Consider the following 16,117-nt stretch of genomic DNA (forward strand, 5'->3'; position numbering starts at 1 on the left):
CTTCAGTATGGACGACTCTTTCGGTATTCTCCAGTCTATCTGCGTATAGTAAGGTCCAATCAGTAGTTTTCCTTTCTCAACGAGTTTCTTAAGATCTTTTTCCACCTCCGGGTTTACCGTGAGAAGGTCTTTGATCACAGCGGTCTGACCATCCATCACATAGATGAAGTTCGGATTCTTTTCAGAGAGAGTTTTCACTTTGGAAAAGACCTCCCCCAGCCAGCGGGAGGTCACCTCCGATGTGGTAAACCATTCTCTGTCCCAGTGATTGTGAACAATCACCTTTGCTTTCATGAGAGTCTCTCTCCCGTCTCTGGATGGAAGAGACGTATCTTTCCAAGATCTATGAAGAATCCGATCTTTTCCCCACTTTTGAAATCAACGTCGCCGGGAATCTTTGCAACGATTTTTTCATCTCCAATGTTCAGGTGGAGTATCGTATCCGACATGAGCTTTTCAGCAAAGTATACTTCTCCCTCCAGTTTGATGGTGTTTGGTTTCTCCTCCAGATAAACGTTCTCGGGGCGAATACCGAAAACGACTTTTGCGATCTTTGGATCGGTCTCTACAGGAATCGATATACCATTTTTCTGGAGAAAGATCTTCGTTCCCTGGGATTTCACTTCCATCTCCAGGAAATTCATCTGCGGAGAGCCCACAAATCCTGCAACGAACATGTTCACAGGATGATGGTATATCTCGGAAGGTGTTCCCACCTGCTGGAGCCTTCCCTGATTCATCACAGCGATCCTGTCTCCCATCGTCATCGCTTCCGTCTGATCGTGAGTCACATAGATGGTGGTAACGCCGATCCTCTCCTGAAGTTTCTTCAACTCGCTTCTCATTTTCACACGAAGGAGTGCGTCCAGGTTGGAGAGGGGTTCATCCATCAAAAGTACTTCAGGTTCGTGAACGATTGCGCGGGCAACAGCAACCCTCTGTCTCTGACCACCTGAAAGCTGTGCAGGATACCTGTCGAGAAGTTCCGATATGTGAAGAAGATCCGCCGCCCAATTTACTTTTCTTTCGATCTCTTCTTTTGGAATTTTTTTGAGTTTGAGGGGGTATCCTATGTTGTCTCTAACCTTCATGTGGGGCCACACCGCGTAGCTCTGGAAAACCATTGAGATATTTCTATCCTTTGGTGCAAGATTCGTCACCTCATGGTCGTTGAAGAATATCCTTCCCGCTGTTACCTGCTCGAGTCCGGCTATACATCTCAAGAGAGTAGTCTTACCACAACCAGAGGGTCCCAGCAAGACGAGAAACTCTCCTTCGTTCACAGTGAGATCAATTCCGTCGAGTGCCTTCACGTTCCCAAAGTATTTTTTCACCCCTTCTATTCTCACCTGCGCCAATTTCTATCACCTCTCACTTTAAGGTGATGCCCCACATGCTCACAAGGTACTTCCTTATGAAGAATATAAAGACCATAGCAGGGATTGCCATTATCGTTCCCGCGGCGAACTTGAAATAGTCAGGTGATGCCATGGCGGTGTTCAATATATGCGCAGGAAGGGTTCTGTTCGTGAGCGTCAAAATTGAGGAAGCGAAAACTTCGTTCCAAGACATGATGAAGGCAAATATAGCAGAAGCAGCAAGTCCAGGAAGTGCAAGAGGAAGTGTGATCCTCACAAAGGCCTGGAATCTGCTCAGTCCAAAAACCATTCCTGCTTCTTCGTACTCAACGGAGATTCCAGAGAACACGCTGGAAGTGATGAGTACAACAAAGGGCAGTATCATTGAAGCATGCGCCAATGCCACACCAAGTGTGGTGTCCGCGAGATTGAGCCTCATATAGAGGACCACGAGAGGAACCGCAACCACGATGAGAGGAATCGATCTTGTCATGAGCATGGAGAGTCTGATGATGTTCTTTCCCGGAAAGATGTACCTTGTGAGAGCGTATCCAGCAGGAAGCCCTAAAAGGAACGAAATCCCTATCGAAACGAGAGCCACTTGGATGCTGACCAGTGTTGCCTTTCCACCTCCCAGTGTGACAAAGAGTTTGTAGAGGTGATCGAGGGTAAGACTACTTGGAAATATCCTGTGCGGATCGTAATAGTCCGATGAAGGTGTGAGTGAGGCGAGAACGATGAAGAACACTGGGGTTAAAAACCACAGAGATACGATCACAGATAGAAAAACGATGAAAAATCTCCTCATCATTGTGCCCCCTCCAAGTGTCTTGCTCTGAGGAATGTTATGTAGAACCAGCTAACGATGATCGTAACGAGGGCGATCACCAGGGCGTAAGCGCTAGCCATCCTCGGATCGTTCATAAAGGTGTACCAGTAGTAAGTTTCACCGGCCAGAACCGGGATGTCCCTTCCCGCAAGAAGCCAAACAACGCCAAATATTTGAAACGCAAAGAGAGTCCTCAAAAGGAGTGCTGACATAATGGATGGTTTGAGGAGAGGCAGAATGATTTTTGTGAATCTCTTCCACTTCGAGAAACCAAAAAGTTCTGCCGCTTCCAGATATTCTTTATTTATCGACTGGAGCCCTGCAAGAATGATGATGAACACAAGAGGAGTTGCCCTCCAAATTTCCGTCAAAGCGATTACCCAAAATTCTCTTGTTTTGAAGAGATAACCGAAGAAATACATGGGTCTCTCTATCAACCCCAAATTCATGAGAATTTTGTTGAGATAACCGTTCGGTGAAAAGATAGTGTAACTCATGAGGGCTGCTGTTATATCACTCAAAGCAAGCGGAATTGCTATGAAATAGAGTATTGTTGTATATCCTTTGAATTTTTTATTCACAAAAAGAGCAAGTCCTAAGGCGAGAACCAATTGAAGAGGAACGATTACTACCGTGAGAAGAAGAGTGTTTTTCAGACTGTTCCAGAATTCTCCACTCTCCATAAGCCTTTTGAAATTCCCAAATATACCCTCATCACTTGTGAAAGCAAGTCTGAACGTTTCAAGAAGTGGATATCCCATCAAAAGAAGAAGATAGAGAACAGCAGGCAGTATGAGGAGAAAAGGAATCCATTTTCCTCTCATAACACACCCCCGGAAAAGGGGTGGGGACCCCCACCCCGTGTTCTCAGAAGAGACTGGCGTCCGGTTCTGGTAGTTCCGCTCCCGTTTCTTTGAACATCTGTCTGATCCGCTCACCGAGCTCTTTCACTACCTTCGCTGGATCCTCACCCTGGAAGACGATCCTTGTGAACGCCATCCTGTAGGTCTCGGTGAACTCTCCGCTCTTTGGTCCCAGACTCGGTATGAAAGACACGATGGAATCCTTCGTGGCAGCCTGGTTTATCACACCTTCAGCGAGCACTTTGAGAGCACCTTCTGGCACTGCACCAACCGCTTCCTGGACGACGGGGAAGAATCCCACATTCTTCAGAATTTCAACCTGCATCTCCGGAGAAGTGAGATAGTCTATAACTTTCGCAGGCTCTTCGAAATCTGCTCCCTTAGGAATAGCAAGTCCCACAAGTACAATTATGTATCCTCTGCCCATCGGTCCCCTGGGAACAGGAGCAACAACAAAGTCATCTGGTTTTTCAACGATGGCAGGTTTGAGTCTTGCTGTATGGTCCCATGCAATCCACACTTCTTCTCTCAAGAGAGGATCTGCCATACCATCCCAAGTGGAACTCGCGGGATGAACATATTTGAAGAGTTCTTTCAGATAGTTCCACATCTCAACGGCTCTCACGCTGTCGAATTTCAGAGCCTGAGCTCCCGTGAAGGAAGGATAGATGTAACCGTGGAGGAACCTATGCCAGAGACCTTTTGGTCCGATTGGAAAACCAAGAAGAGGCTGGCCTGTTTTCTCGTAGATGTTCTTCGCCCACTCGAGCAGAGCTTCGTAGGTCCATTTCTCCGTTCCTTTGATCACGTCATCCTTGGACAGCCCACGCGGCAGATAATCGAACGCTTTTTTGTTGATGGCCATCACGTACGTTGCCTGAAGCCAGGGAACGAAAATCTTTTCACCGTTGACGTAGGCGAACTTCTCAAGAGTTTCAATGAAAGTCTTCCCCTCGAACTTGAGATCTTTGAGGTCACTCAGAAGTCCTTCGGATGCCATAATGTAAAGATTCCCCTGAAGATCTGCCACAAGATTCAACGTGTTCCTTCCCGCTCTGATTTCCGCCTGGAGTCTGCTGAAAAGCTGTGGATATTCAAAGTTGAGAAACTCCACATCAATGCCGGAAGACTTCGAAAATTCTGTGAGCTTGTTGAGCATGAACTCCCTTTCCGCCGCCGGTGTCATCTGTGTGGAAGCGAAGTTCACCTTACCGAATATGACACCCGCAACCACCAGAAGCACCATGAAAAACAACCACTTTCTCACCATGAACACCCCCTTGAAAAAGTTTTTCTCATATCACCGTTGTAAAGAAAATTTTCTACATATGGATGATAACAAAAAATTACCCCTCTGTCAAGGGGTGTTAACATACCGAAAAATGTCTGTTGTTTTCTTAGAAATACATCATCCTGTTGAATAAATCTTCTATATTTACCGACAACTCTGGCTCCTTTGCGATGAAAAACTCTATCAATCTTGCTCCTCCTTCATAAAATGTTGTTCTGCAGAAGGGTTTTTTAAGACCAGAATGGTTCTCGGTGAGGCCAAGTCTCTTTCTGATTCGATTTTCGATGTAACGCGCAAATCCTTCTTTCCACTCCTGCCATACCATATACTCGAAGTCCTTTTCACCCAGAGTATCCCTCAGCTGCCCGCGGCATCGATGAACACTAGCTGAATCGCCGTATTCCAGAGCCTTTAGGAATCGGGAGTAGGCCTTGCTGAAAACTTCATCTTCATAGGGAAAAGGATAAGCTAATTCCCACATGTAATCGCCCCTTCTCACCGCTTCTTGAGCTACTTTCAGTCTTTGTTTGAGTTTTAACTCGCAGATTTCCCACTGTTGACAGTGGATAAACTCATGGAAGACAGCGGTGTAGTCTTCGAGAGAATCGAAGACATCCGGTGTAACCACACAGGCAATTCTATTAGCGTAGAAATCGAGCGGAAAAGCTGCTCTTAAACTTTCCGGAATTTCCATTTTCGCAGGGAATTTCCGGACAAGAAAAAACCTTCTCTCTTCGGGATTGAATTCAAAAACAAAGAAGCTTCCATCTGTGACGATCGCTACTGGAAAGATCTTTTCAAGAAATGGATGAACGTTCTTTATTTCTTCACGAATTTCGATGATCTTTTGCAGATTCTTCTGATAATCCACTGGTTTCATTTCAAAATCACCTTACTTCCCACGTCTCTACGAGCTCAGACGGGATTTTGTCAATGAAGTTCTCCCCACTTCTCATGATGAATCTGTTTCCGCGATAAGGATACGAGGTGCCCGTGATCTGGTAAGAAATGTAGAGTTGCTCTTTTGCCCGTGTGATGGCCACGTAGAAGATCCTCTCTTCCTCGTCAAGGTTTCCTTCTGAGATCGCAAAGTAGTTTGGAAAGTCCCCCGGATTCACGGAGATGACGAAAACAACCCTCCACTCGAGACCTTTTGCTTGATGAACCGTGGTGAGAGTAACCTTCCCTTCCTTCTGAAAGACCTCTCTTTGAATTTCAACATCCTCCGTTACTGCAAGGTCGGTCAGAAACGTTTCAAGGCTCGTGTATCGGGAGGCGATCTCAATCAATCTTTCTATGTCCATCTCTCTTTCACGGAAGTCAGGATACCTCGCCTCAAGATATTCGGAATAAAACGATGTGAGGACGTGCTCTATCATCTCTCCGGGCATGCTGAGTTTTCTCAGGCGATCGAGTACTTCGATGAACCTGCTGTACTCACCAGAGAAGTTCACCTTTTTCAGTTCATCGAAGGGATCCAATTCCTCCTCCACGTATGCGCTCGCAAGATCTGCTATTTTGGATGCTGTCCTATCACCAATGCCATAAAAGAGCTTTGCGGCTCTCAACCAAGCGGATTTGTCCCTAGGATTCTGAACAATCCTCAGAAAAGAAAGAACATCCTTCACATGGGCACTTTCAGTGAACCTCGGTCCCGAAAGCACTCTGAAATCTATTCTGCTTCTTGCCAGTTCCATTTGAAGCTCCAGAGAATGCGAATGTGATCTGTAGAGTACCGCTATCTCTTCGGGTTTGAATCCCTCTTCGAAGAGCTCCAGAATTCTCTGAGAGATGAACCTTGCTTCCTCGTATCTATCCCACGTCTTAACAACAACTGGTTTCATACCGTCTTTCCTCACTGGTTTTAGTACCTTTGGAACGGACTTGGTTGGAAGCATTGCGTTTATGAACTTCACGATGCTTTCAGTGCTTCTGTAATTTGTCTGGATCTTGAAAATCTTCGTGCCCGGAACTTTGATGAAATCTTCCACGTTTTCGTACCTGGCTCCCCGGAAGGAGTAGATGCTCTGCGCGTCATCTCCTACCGCAAGGACGTTTTCGTGTCTAGAGGACAGGTGTTCGACCATCTTGTATTGGACGAAGTTCGTGTCCTGAAATTCATCCACCAGGATCCAGAAAAACCTCTCCGCTTCCCTATCACGTACTTCCCTGTGTTCCTCGAAGAGCTTGTAAACATAAAAAAGGAGGTCTTCGTAATCTACCACATTTTGAGAACGTTTTTCCTGCTCGTAAAGTTCAAAGATCTCTCCTATCTCCTCTTTGAAGTCCAGAAATTTTGGGTTCTTCACTACGATACTTTCCCTCAAGGATTTGAGAGTGTTTCTCATGTAGGAGTATATGGCCATCAAGACGGAAGGTTGAGGAAAGTGTCTTCTTTCTTCTTTTCCCTTTCTTTCCAAGAACTTGCTTCTTGCGTGTCTCATGAGACTCTCTGCATCTTCTCTGTCCAGAATAGAATAATTTCTCTCCAGCCCAACGTACGGTGCGTATTTTCTCAAAAAATGATTACACACGTGGTGAAACGTTCCAGCGAGCATCTCGGAAAGTTCTCTTCCTGTCACTGCCCTGGCTCGTTCGACCATCTCTCTCGCGGCGGCTCTTGTGAATGTGACCAAAAGAATCCTGGAAGGGTCCACACCGTTCGCCAGAAGGTAAGCTATCTTGTAAGTGATGACACGTGTCTTCCCAGATCCCGGTCCTGCTATCACGATACTTCTTCCTTCCGATTCAACAACTGCTCTTTTCTGTTCTTCGTCGAGATCTTCTAGAAACGAAAGATTCACTTCTCTTGGCCTTATCCTGTACTCTTTCATCTCTTCACCTCACCAGAGATGAAGCCGGGCTGGAAAGAGATGGGCTATGAACATACCTAGGCCTAATCCTGCAAGTGCTTCAAGAAAGCTGTGTCCAAGATCCTTTTTCACCGCTGGTCTCAAGACGATGGCATCCATGAATATGATCACAAGGAATATAGAGGCAATCGATGTGTAGGGAGAGTCGAACCCTGTGCTCCGGGCAAGCGACCACGCAAGACCTGACACGGTGGCAACGTGTCCACTGGGCATACCTCCGTAGCTCTTTAACATCTTCACGTCTCTTTTGATCAGAAACTTTATGAACTGCGCCACCAGAAATGAGACAACCGCCGTTGTGAACGGCGTGCTTCGAAAGATTTTCCAGATATCAAGCACGGAATAGGAAATGGATCACATCCCCCTCTCTTACGATGTAATCTTTCCCGTGCGTCTCCACAGCGCCGGCTTCACGAGCTTTCTTGAGGGATCCATATTCGAGGTATCTCTCGAAGGGAATGACTTCGACTTTTATAAAACCTCTCTGCATGTCTGTGTGTATCAACCCAGCCGCTTCGTAAGCGGTGGAACCTTTCTTCATGGTCCAACTCCTCGCTTCGTTTTGTGTAGCGGTGAGAAATCTCACAAGATCGAGCAATCTCAGGACCTTTTCGAAAAACTCCTTCTTCTTATCACCCGAAAGGTTGTACTCAGCTCTGAAGAGTTCTGCTTCATCCTCCGGGAGCGCTTTTAACTCTTCCTCGAGCTTCACGTTTATTATAATGTATTCCTCACCTTTTTCCTCAATTGTACTTTCTATTAGCTTTTTTCTTTCATCACTCAGCTCGTCAACGTTGAAGACGAAGATCTGGGGCTTGTCGGTCAGGAGAAAAAGGGAGCGTATCACGTTTTCTTCGAATTCGTCACGCCTCGGAAACCTCGACGCCCTCTTTCCCTGAGAGAGAAATTCCTGGAGAGCTTGCAGGAGCTTTACCTCTCTTCTAGCATCCCTGTCACCGGCCCGAGCTATCTTCACTCTCTTTTCAAGACGTTTTTGAACGGTCTCCAGATCCTTCAGTATGAGTTCGGTCTCCACTATTTCTATGTCCCTTTTCGGGTCCACACTTTGATAGGGATGAGAGACCATTTTACTCTCGAATACCCGTACTACGTGTGCTATGACATCCACTTTGCTTATGTGGTCGAGGAACTGGTTTCCCAGCCCTTCTCCTTTGCTGGCCCCCTTGACAAGGCCGGCTATGTCAACGATCTCCACGAAAGGGTGTACTACTTTTCTGGAACCCTCGTTCCTCGCGAGGATCTCCACCCGTTCATCACGAACCCCGAGGATTCCCACGTTCGGTTCTATGGTACAGAAAGGAAAGCTTTCTGCCGGAACATTGTTGTCGGTCAAAAAGTTGAAAAGCGAAGACTTTCCGGCGTTTGGAAGCCCTACTATTCCCACCCTCTCCAAAATATCACCTCAATATTCCTCTTCTTCGTCATAGAAGTCTTCATCTTCTTCATCGTAGAAATCTTCCTCGTTGAAAAGATCGTATTCTTCTTCCTCTTCTTCAAACTCATCCTCGTATTCGTCCTCTCTTTCTGTTCTCCGGTCAGCACCTGCCTGATGAATGGAAAGAGGCTTTCTTGGATCGAGGAAGCCATCGAAGATCTTTCTTTCTTTTCCGTTGACCACGAGGTAGCCTTCTGCCTTTGCAGGTTTTCCGTATGCGTTTATCACCATCGAAATGAGCTCTTCGTCGATGTCGTTGCCAGGTTTGGTGGCGATCACCAGAGCGTTATCGTAATACAGCTCGTCTCCAGTCCTCTCCACGTGTCTCTGAATCTTGCTGTTTTGAAGAATAGACTGTGCAGACGCCTCATCGATGTGTACCCTCAAGATGTACCTGAAGTCCACGATCTCCACTCCCCTGCAAAATTTTTTTACGCTTTTCGAATTATACAGTAGGAGTATTAAAAGTCAAGGGGAATGGTTGTTAAACGATTGTCCAGTCTGGAACCCTATGTTATAATAACAGAGAACACGGGGAGTAGCTCAGACGGCCAGAGCGCCAGAATCGGGATCTGGAGGTCGCGGGTTCAAGTCCCGCCTCCCCGACCAGAAGCGGGAGCCTTGCTCCCGTTTTTCTGTTTTTTTCAAAGAGTTTACTTCCCATGTAATTTCCATTCATGATGTGAGTATAGAATCTTCAAAAAGGGCGGGGAGGCGAGTGTGTGCATTACGAAGGTAAGACAAAAATTGTTAAGATCGCTGGAGATCACGCCCTCATTGAGTTCAAAGACGATATAACAGCTGGCGACGGATTGAAGCACGACGTGATGATCAACAAAGGTTCTATCTGCGCAGAAACAACAGCGATTCTCATGAAATACCTCTCCCAAAAAGGCATCAGAACCCACCTCATCGAATACATCCCTCCACGGACTCTGAAAGCCATTCCTCTTAAGATGTTCCCCCTTGAAGTGGTTGTGAGACTGAAGAGAGCAGGTTCTTTTGTAAGAAGATACGGAGGAGTTGAAGGAGAAGATCTACCAGTTCCCCTCGTTGAATTCTTCATAAAGGACGATGAAAGACACGATCCAATGGTGTGTGTGGACCATCTGGAAATTTTGGGAATAGCAACGAAAGATCAGGCAGAGAAGATGAAGAAGACAGCCGTGAAGGCCACGCTGAGTCTGAAGGAGTTCTTCGAAAAATCAGGATTCGAGCTCTGGGACATAAAATACGAGTTCGGACTCGATAAAAACGGTGAGGTTGTTTTAGGCGATGAGATCTCACCCGATACCTTCAGACTGAGAAAAAAGGGTGAAATCTTCGACAAAGACGTGTACAGAAGAAACCTTGGTGATCCCATGAAAAAGTACAGGGAGGTGCTTGAACTTTGCCGATCTTTAAGTTCGCAGTAGATGTCCAGTACAGAAGCAACGTCAGAGATCCACGTGGAGAGACGATTGAACGTGTTTTGAGAGAAGAAAAGAACCTGCCCGTGAAGAGGCTGAGACTGGGAAAATCCATTCATCTGGAGGTGGAGGCAGAAAATAGGAAGAAGGCTTTCGAGATCGTGAAAAAAGCATGTGAAGATCTCCTGGTGAATCCCGTCGTTGAAGAGTATGAGGTGAGAGAGCTGTGAGACCGAAGGCGTGTGTTGTGGTCTATCCGGGTTCCAACTGCGACAGGGACGCTTACCACGCCCTCGAAATAAACGGATTCGAACCCAGGTTTGTAGGGTTGAATGACAGACTCGGCGATTATGAGCTGATCATCCTTCCTGGTGGCTTTTCTTACGGAGACTATTTGCGTCCCGGCGCGGTTGCTGCAAGAGAGAAGATCGCCTCCGAGATCAGGAAAGCAGCGGAAAGAGGAAAGTTGATAATGGGAATCTGCAACGGTTTTCAAATCCTCATAGAAATGGGCTTGCTCAAAGGGGCCCTTCTTCAGAACTCCTCAGGGAAGTTTATCTGTAAGTGGGTTGATCTTGTCGTTGAGGATGTGAACTCTCCTTTCACAAACGCCTTCACCCCTGGTGAGAGGATCAGAATACCAATCGCCCATGGGTTTGGAAGGTATGTGAAGATAGACGAGGTGAACGTGGCACTTCGTTACATTGAAGACGTGAATGGATCCGATGAGAAAATCGCGGGGATTTTTAACGAAGAGAAAAACATCTTTGGGCTGATGCCTCACCCTGAGAGAGCCGTTGAGAATATCCTCGGTGGAGAAGACGGTGCGAAGGTCTTTCAGTCCATCCTCAACTATCTGAAGAGGTGATGAGGTTGAGATATCTGAACGTTTTGAAAAAAAAGCTTGGAAGGGAACCCACCTTCGTCGAGCTTCAAGCGTTCTCCGTCATGTGGAGCGAGCACTGTGGATACTCCCACACGAAAAGATACATCAAAAGACTCCCAAAAACCGGTTTCGAAGGGAACGCGGGTGTTGTGAACCTTGACGATTACTATTCAATTGCCTTCAAGATAGAGAGTCACAACCATCCCAGTGCGATCGAGCCTTACAACGGAGCTGCAACAGGAGTAGGAGGTATTATCAGAGATGTCCTCGCAATGGGTGCACGCCCCACAGCGATATTTGATTCGCTTCACATGCCACGGATCATAGATGGCATCATCGAGGGAATAGCGGACTATGGAAACTCCATAGGTGTTCCAACGGTGGGAGGAGAGCTCAGGATCTCTTCTCTGTATGAACACAACCCGCTTGTTAACGTACTCGCCGCAGGAGTCGTGAGAAACGACATGCTAGTGGACTCGAAGGCAACCAAGCCAGGTCAGGTCATTGTCGTTTTTGGAGGTGCCACGGGAAGAGACGGAATACACGGGGCTTCTTTTGCTTCAGAAGATCTCACCGGCGAGAAGGCAACAAAACTTTCGATACAGGTTGGGGACCCCTTCGCCGAGAAGATGCTCATAGAAGCCTTTCTGAGAATGGTGGAAGAGGGACTCATTGAAGGAGCACAGGACCTTGGAGCAGGTGGAGTACTGTCCGCCACATCTGAACTCGTGGCGAGGGGTAACCTCGGAGCGATCGCGCATCTTGACCGTGTACCACTGAGAGAGCAAGATATGGAACCCTGGGAGATCCTCATAAGCGAAAGTCAGGAAAGGATGGCAGTGGTCACCTCTCCCGAGAAAGCAGCTCGCATACTGAAAATCGCAAAAGAGTACCTCCTTTTCGGTGGTGTGGTGGCAGAGGTAATAGAAGAGCCCGTCTACAGAGTCCTCTACGAAGATCAACTTGTAATGGAAGTGCCCGTTCAGCTTCTTGCAAATGCTCCGGAAGAAGAAATCATCGAGTACACGCCCGGAGAGATACCGAAGTTCGACACTTTGAAATTCGAGGAAGTGAACGCCAGAGAGGTTTTCGAGCAGTACGATCACATGGTGGGAACAGACACTGTGCTCCCTCCCGGGTTTGGAGCAGCGGTCATGAGGATCAAGAAAAACGAAGGATACTCCCTTGTCACACACAGCAGAGCAGATCTGGCACTTCAGAATACCTACTGGGGCACTTTCATAGCCGTTCTGGAGAGCGTGAGAAAAACGCTAGCGGTTGGTGCCACGCCTCTTGCCATAACGAACTGTGTGAACTACGGTGACCCAGACGTAGATCCAGTTGGACTTTCTGCGATGATGACGGCCCTGAAGGATGCATGCGAGTTCTCCAACGTTCCCGTTGCATCCGGGAACGCCTCACTCTACAACACGTACCAGGGAAAACCAATACCTCCTACACTCGTTGTGGGCATGCTCGGGAAGGTGGATCCACAGAAGGTGGCGAAACCGAAACCTTCCAAGATCTTCGCTGTTGGCTGGCAAGATTTCGATCTAGAAAGAGAAAAAGAACTCTGGAAGGCCATAAAGAAACTCGCAAGCGAAGGGGCCTTCATCCTTGCTTCATCCCAACTTCTGACAAGAACACACGTGGAAACTTTCAGGGAGTTTGATCTGAAGATCAGTCTGAGGCTTCCAGAGGTGGAATCTGCTCATCAGATGGTACTGGTGTTTTCTGAAAAGACCCCCACGGTGAACGTCCCTGTGAAGGAAATAGGAGCTCTTTCGAGGTGATCTGAAATGTGTGGAATCGCAGGGGTCTGGAACGTAAAAGACGCTTTCTCCGTACTGCACGATGTGCTACTGGGACTTCAACACAGGGGACAGGAAAGTGTAGGGGTGGTCGTGGACGGCTTCAAGACAATAAAAGGAAAGGGTCTCGTGGATACGGTTCTTACCGAAGACAGGTGGGAAGAAGCTGAAAAAGGAATAGGACACGTGAGGTACTCAACGGCCGGCTCCCTTGAAGACATCCAGCCTATCGTTGCTTTCACACGAAAGGGAAGACTCGCGGTAGCCCACAATGGGAACATCCCGAATGCGAAGAAGTGGATGGATTTGTTGCACGGTAAAGGAGCGGTGTTTCAAAGTACACTGGATTCGGAGATCTTTCTCCATCTCATATCGATGAGTGAAGGAGACATCAAAAGTTCTATTGTCAAGGCTTTGAAAAAGGTACCGCTCGCGTACTCACTCTTGATCCTACACGAAGAATTCCTCGCTGCAGCAAGAGACCCGTACGGTATCCGTCCTCTGTTCTATGGAAGGTACGGAGAAGGGGTGGTGGTGGCTTCAGAAGATGCCGCTTTGAGGGCCATTGGAGTGGAAGATTTAGAGGAGGTTCCTCCTGGAACCGTTGTGCTCTTCATGAACAATGGCGAAGAGAGAATTAAATTCAACAGCAAGGAAAGAAGGTTTTGCTCGTTCGAGTTCATCTACTTTGCAAGGCCGGACAGTCATTTTCTTGACCGGAGCGTCCATCTTGCGCGCTACAGGATGGGTGAAGAACTCTTCAGAGAGAACCCAATAGAGGCAGATGTCGTTGTCCCTGTGCTCGATTCTGGACTCTCTGGAGCGATGGGATTTTCTTCTGCTTCCGGTATTCCTCTGGACATCGGGTTGATGAGGAATCGATACGTAGGAAGAAGCTTCATCATGCCCGTGGACAGGGAAAAGATTGTGAAAAAAAAGCTGGTTCCAATAGAAGACGTGGTACGTGGAAAGAGGGTGGTGGTGATCGATGACTCGATCGTCAGAGGAACGACGATGGGGATCATCGTGAAGATACTGAAAGAAGCGGGGGCAAGGGAAGTCCACGTGGGAATTCATTCTCCACCCGTTCGTTTTCCGTGTTATTACGGTATCGATACTGCCCGGAAAAAGGAGCTCGTTGCGGGAGAGCACGATGTAGAAGAGGTGAAAAAGATCGTCAATGCCGATTCTCTCTTCTATCTATCACTCGAAGGTCTGAAAAGGGCCATCGGGAGGAATGAGTTGTGTGTGGCATGTTTCAACGGGGAGTACTTCCACGACTAGTGGTACTCGCATCGGGAAACGGAAGCAATTTCGAGGCGATCGTAAAGGCTTCACAGGATGGCATTCTGAGAGCTAAGATCCAGGAGCTTCTGGTGGACAGGGAGTGTTTTGCTATCGAGCGAGCAAAGAGGCTGGGGATACGCTGGGAAAAACTGGAAAAACCCTGGCAGAAGTCTTTGAATAAAAAACTGGAAGAACTTGAACCGGATCTGATCGTTCTTGCCGGTTTCATGAGAATCCTCCCAGCGGAGATAGTCAAAAGATGGCGGTGGAAGATAGTAAACATCCATCCATCACTTCTTCCTGCCTTTCCCGGAACACACGCCATAGAGAAAGCCTACGAATACGGTGTGAAGGTTACGGGGATCACTATTCACTTCGTCGACGAAGGTGTGGACACCGGCCCCATCATCTTCCAAAAAGCGTTGGAGATAAGAAAGGACTGGTCACTTGAGAAACTGGAAGAAGAGATCCACAAAATAGAACACCGTTACTACTCAGTTGTGATACAGAAAGTCCTCGAAGGAAAATGGAAGGCAGAAGGAAGGAGGGTTATCCTTGAAGAGGATATTGGTTAGTCTGTACGAGAAGGAAAAATACCTGGACGTGTTGAAGAAGCTCTACGAAAAAGGATGGGAAATCTGGGCAAGCTCTGGAACGGCGAAGTTTCTGAAGAAAAACGGCGTGGAAGCGAACGATGTGAGCACCATTACAGGCTTCGAGAATCTCCTCGGTGGACTGGTAAAGACGCTGCATCCAGAAATATTCGCGGGGATTCTGGGACCGGAACCAAGATGGGACGTGGTCTTTGTGGACCTCTATCCACCCCCAGACATCGATATAGGTGGAGTGGCTCTTCTTCGTGCAGCAGCCAAAAACTGGAAGAAAGTAAAACCCGCATTTGACATGGAAACTCTGAATCTTGCCATCGAGAAAGATGACGAAGAGACAAGAAGATATCTTGCTGGGATGACCTTTGCATTCACCTGTGCGTACGATTCTGTAAGGGCAAACCAGTTCATCGAAGGTATCTCCTTCGCTTTCAAAAGAGAAGATCTTCAGCTAAGATACGGAGAAAATCCGCACGAAAGGGCTTTCGTGTATGGAAAGCCTGCCTTCGAGGTTCTTCACGAGGGAAAGACAATATCGTTCAACAACATCCTGGACGCGGAGAACGCCTGGTTCGTCGCCAAAAATTTGCCCAAGACCGGGGCGGTTGTTGTGAAACATCAATCACCGTGTGGAGCGGCGGTAGGTGAAAATAAGGTCGAAGTTGTAAAAAGAGCCTTAGAAGCTGACGATGAGTCGAGTTTTGGTGGTATTCTCGCTGTGAACTTTGAGCTGGACAGTGAGGTGGCAGGATCTTTGAAAAAGTACCTGGAGGTGATCGTTGCCCCGTCTTTCACAAAAGAAGCCATCGAGATACTGTCGAAGAAAAAAGTGAGGCTTCTCAAACCCAGAGATTACACACCTCAGGTTGGAAAGATGGCGTTTGGTGCCCTCGTTCTGAGCGAGAGGAAGTATCCAGATGGAGATTTCGAGCTGGTGGTGGGAGAGCCCCTCTCGGAAAAAGAACTCGAGGACCTGGACTTTGCCTACAGGGTGGTAGAAGGAGTGAAATCGAACGCTGTTCTCATAGTTAAGGACGGTGTGACGGTGGGCATAGGAAGCGGACAGCCTTCCAGAAAGAGAGCGGCGTGGATCGCCACCGTGATGGCGGGTGAAAAAGCCAGGGGAGGGATCGCAGCTTCCGATGCCTTTTTCCCGTTCCCTGACTCTCTGGAGATTCTTGCTCAGGCGGGAGTGAAAGCCGTTGTTGCGCCTCTTGGATCTATAAGAGACGAGGAAGTTCTCTCAAAAGCGAAAGAACTCGGGCTCACATTCTACAAAGCCCCCAGCAGAGTCTTCAGACACTGAGAGGTGAGATGGATGAGGGTACACGTCCTGGGCTCAGGTGGAAGAGAACACGCCATAGGATGGGCGTTTTCGCAACAAGGTTATGAGGTTCACTTTTATCCAGGGAATGCTGGAACTAAAAGGAACGGTGCAAACCACCC

16 protein-coding genes, 1 tRNA gene and 2 pseudogenes are annotated in these 16,117 nt (G+C 47.7%); 9 read left to right on the forward strand and 10 right to left on the reverse strand.

Annotated elements, in window-relative coordinates; translation table 11 throughout:
• From J7K79_RS04530 to J7K79_RS04575, 10 genes and pseudogenes are all read right to left on the reverse strand, one after another.
• Positions 1 to 294 (reverse strand): annotated as a pseudogene (locus tag J7K79_RS04530) (alpha-mannosidase); the annotation flags it as partial.
• Positions 291 to 1,358, reverse strand: a complete 1,068-nt coding sequence (locus tag J7K79_RS04535; RefSeq protein WP_296905615.1) for an ABC transporter ATP-binding protein — start codon at positions 1,356 to 1,358, stop codon at positions 291 to 293. The pseudogene J7K79_RS04530 and the gene J7K79_RS04535, both read right to left, overlap by 4 nt.
• Before the next feature lie 13 nt (positions 1,359 to 1,371).
• A complete protein-coding gene (locus J7K79_RS04540; protein WP_296905618.1) occupies positions 1,372 to 2,169 on the reverse strand; it encodes a carbohydrate ABC transporter permease in 798 nt (265 codons plus the stop codon).
• Complete coding sequence (locus J7K79_RS04545; RefSeq protein ID WP_296905620.1) at positions 2,166 to 3,011, reverse strand: carbohydrate ABC transporter permease; 846 nt, start codon at positions 3,009 to 3,011, stop codon at positions 2,166 to 2,168. The genes J7K79_RS04540 and J7K79_RS04545 overlap by 4 nt, the downstream gene beginning before the upstream one ends.
• A 43-nt stretch (positions 3,012 to 3,054) precedes the next feature.
• On the reverse strand, positions 3,055 to 4,317 hold the full coding sequence (locus tag J7K79_RS04550; protein ID WP_296905622.1) for an ABC transporter substrate-binding protein: 1,263 nt from the start codon (positions 4,315 to 4,317) through the stop codon (positions 3,055 to 3,057).
• Between the two features lie 130 nt (positions 4,318 to 4,447).
• Positions 4,448 to 5,221, reverse strand: coding sequence for a hypothetical protein (locus J7K79_RS04555; protein ID WP_296905625.1), 774 nt, complete (start codon positions 5,219 to 5,221; stop codon positions 4,448 to 4,450).
• A 7-nt stretch (positions 5,222 to 5,228) separates the two neighbouring features.
• Positions 5,229 to 7,175 (reverse strand): ATP-dependent helicase, encoded by a 1,947-nt coding sequence (locus J7K79_RS04560; protein WP_296905627.1) that lies wholly within the window; start codon positions 7,173 to 7,175, stop codon positions 5,229 to 5,231.
• A gap of 9 nt (positions 7,176 to 7,184) precedes the next feature.
• Positions 7,185 to 7,553: a divergent PAP2 family protein gene (locus tag J7K79_RS04565; protein WP_296905629.1), complete on the reverse strand. Its 369-nt coding sequence runs from the start codon at positions 7,551 to 7,553 to the stop codon at positions 7,185 to 7,187.
• Complete coding sequence (gene ychF / locus J7K79_RS04570) at positions 7,546 to 8,628, reverse strand: redox-regulated ATPase YchF (protein ID WP_366932588.1); 1,083 nt, start codon at positions 8,626 to 8,628, stop codon at positions 7,546 to 7,548. Before ychF ends, J7K79_RS04565 begins: the two co-directional genes overlap by 8 nt.
• 9 nt (positions 8,629 to 8,637) lie before the next feature.
• Positions 8,638 to 9,075 carry a hypothetical protein gene (locus J7K79_RS04575; protein ID WP_296905631.1) on the reverse strand — a complete coding sequence of 146 codons (438 nt, stop codon included), beginning with the start codon at positions 9,073 to 9,075 and terminating at the stop codon, positions 8,638 to 8,640.
• Positions 9,076 to 9,202: 127 nt separating this feature from the next.
• Between J7K79_RS04575 and J7K79_RS04580 the strand changes: the two genes are divergently transcribed.
• The 9 genes and pseudogenes from J7K79_RS04580 to J7K79_RS04620 form a co-directional block, all read left to right on the forward strand.
• Positions 9,203 to 9,279, forward strand: a tRNA-Pro gene (locus J7K79_RS04580).
• Between the two features lie 113 nt (positions 9,280 to 9,392).
• Positions 9,393 to 10,085: a phosphoribosylaminoimidazolesuccinocarboxamide synthase gene (locus J7K79_RS04585; RefSeq protein ID WP_296905633.1), complete on the forward strand. Its 693-nt coding sequence runs from the start codon at positions 9,393 to 9,395 to the stop codon at positions 10,083 to 10,085.
• Positions 10,061 to 10,309: a phosphoribosylformylglycinamidine synthase subunit PurS gene (gene purS / locus J7K79_RS04590; protein WP_296905635.1), complete on the forward strand. Its 249-nt coding sequence runs from the start codon at positions 10,061 to 10,063 to the stop codon at positions 10,307 to 10,309. The genes J7K79_RS04585 and purS overlap by 25 nt, the downstream gene beginning before the upstream one ends.
• Positions 10,306 to 10,947, forward strand: coding sequence for a phosphoribosylformylglycinamidine synthase subunit PurQ (gene purQ / locus J7K79_RS04595; protein ID WP_296905637.1), 642 nt, complete (start codon positions 10,306 to 10,308; stop codon positions 10,945 to 10,947). Before purS ends, purQ begins: the two co-directional genes overlap by 4 nt.
• Positions 10,947 to 12,758: a phosphoribosylformylglycinamidine synthase subunit PurL gene (gene purL, locus J7K79_RS04600; protein WP_296905639.1), complete on the forward strand. Its 1,812-nt coding sequence runs from the start codon at positions 10,947 to 10,949 to the stop codon at positions 12,756 to 12,758. The genes purQ and purL overlap by 1 nt, the downstream gene beginning before the upstream one ends.
• A gap of 6 nt (positions 12,759 to 12,764) precedes the next feature.
• Positions 12,765 to 14,060 (forward strand): amidophosphoribosyltransferase, encoded by a 1,296-nt coding sequence (gene purF, locus J7K79_RS04605; protein ID WP_296905642.1) that lies wholly within the window; start codon positions 12,765 to 12,767, stop codon positions 14,058 to 14,060.
• Positions 14,030 to 14,638: a phosphoribosylglycinamide formyltransferase gene (gene purN, locus J7K79_RS04610; protein ID WP_296905648.1), complete on the forward strand. Its 609-nt coding sequence runs from the start codon at positions 14,030 to 14,032 to the stop codon at positions 14,636 to 14,638. Before purF ends, purN begins: the two co-directional genes overlap by 31 nt.
• Positions 14,619 to 15,977: a bifunctional phosphoribosylaminoimidazolecarboxamide formyltransferase/inosine monophosphate cyclohydrolase gene (locus J7K79_RS04615; protein WP_296905644.1), complete on the forward strand. Its 1,359-nt coding sequence runs from the start codon at positions 14,619 to 14,621 to the stop codon at positions 15,975 to 15,977. Before purN ends, J7K79_RS04615 begins: the two co-directional genes overlap by 20 nt.
• 12 nt (positions 15,978 to 15,989) lie before the next feature.
• Positions 15,990 to 16,117, forward strand: a pseudogene (locus tag J7K79_RS04620) (phosphoribosylamine--glycine ligase); the annotation flags it as partial.

This window comes from Thermotoga sp., from assembly GCF_021162145.1.
In the GTDB taxonomy this organism is placed as follows: Bacteria; Thermotogota; Thermotogae; order Thermotogales; family Thermotogaceae; genus Thermotoga.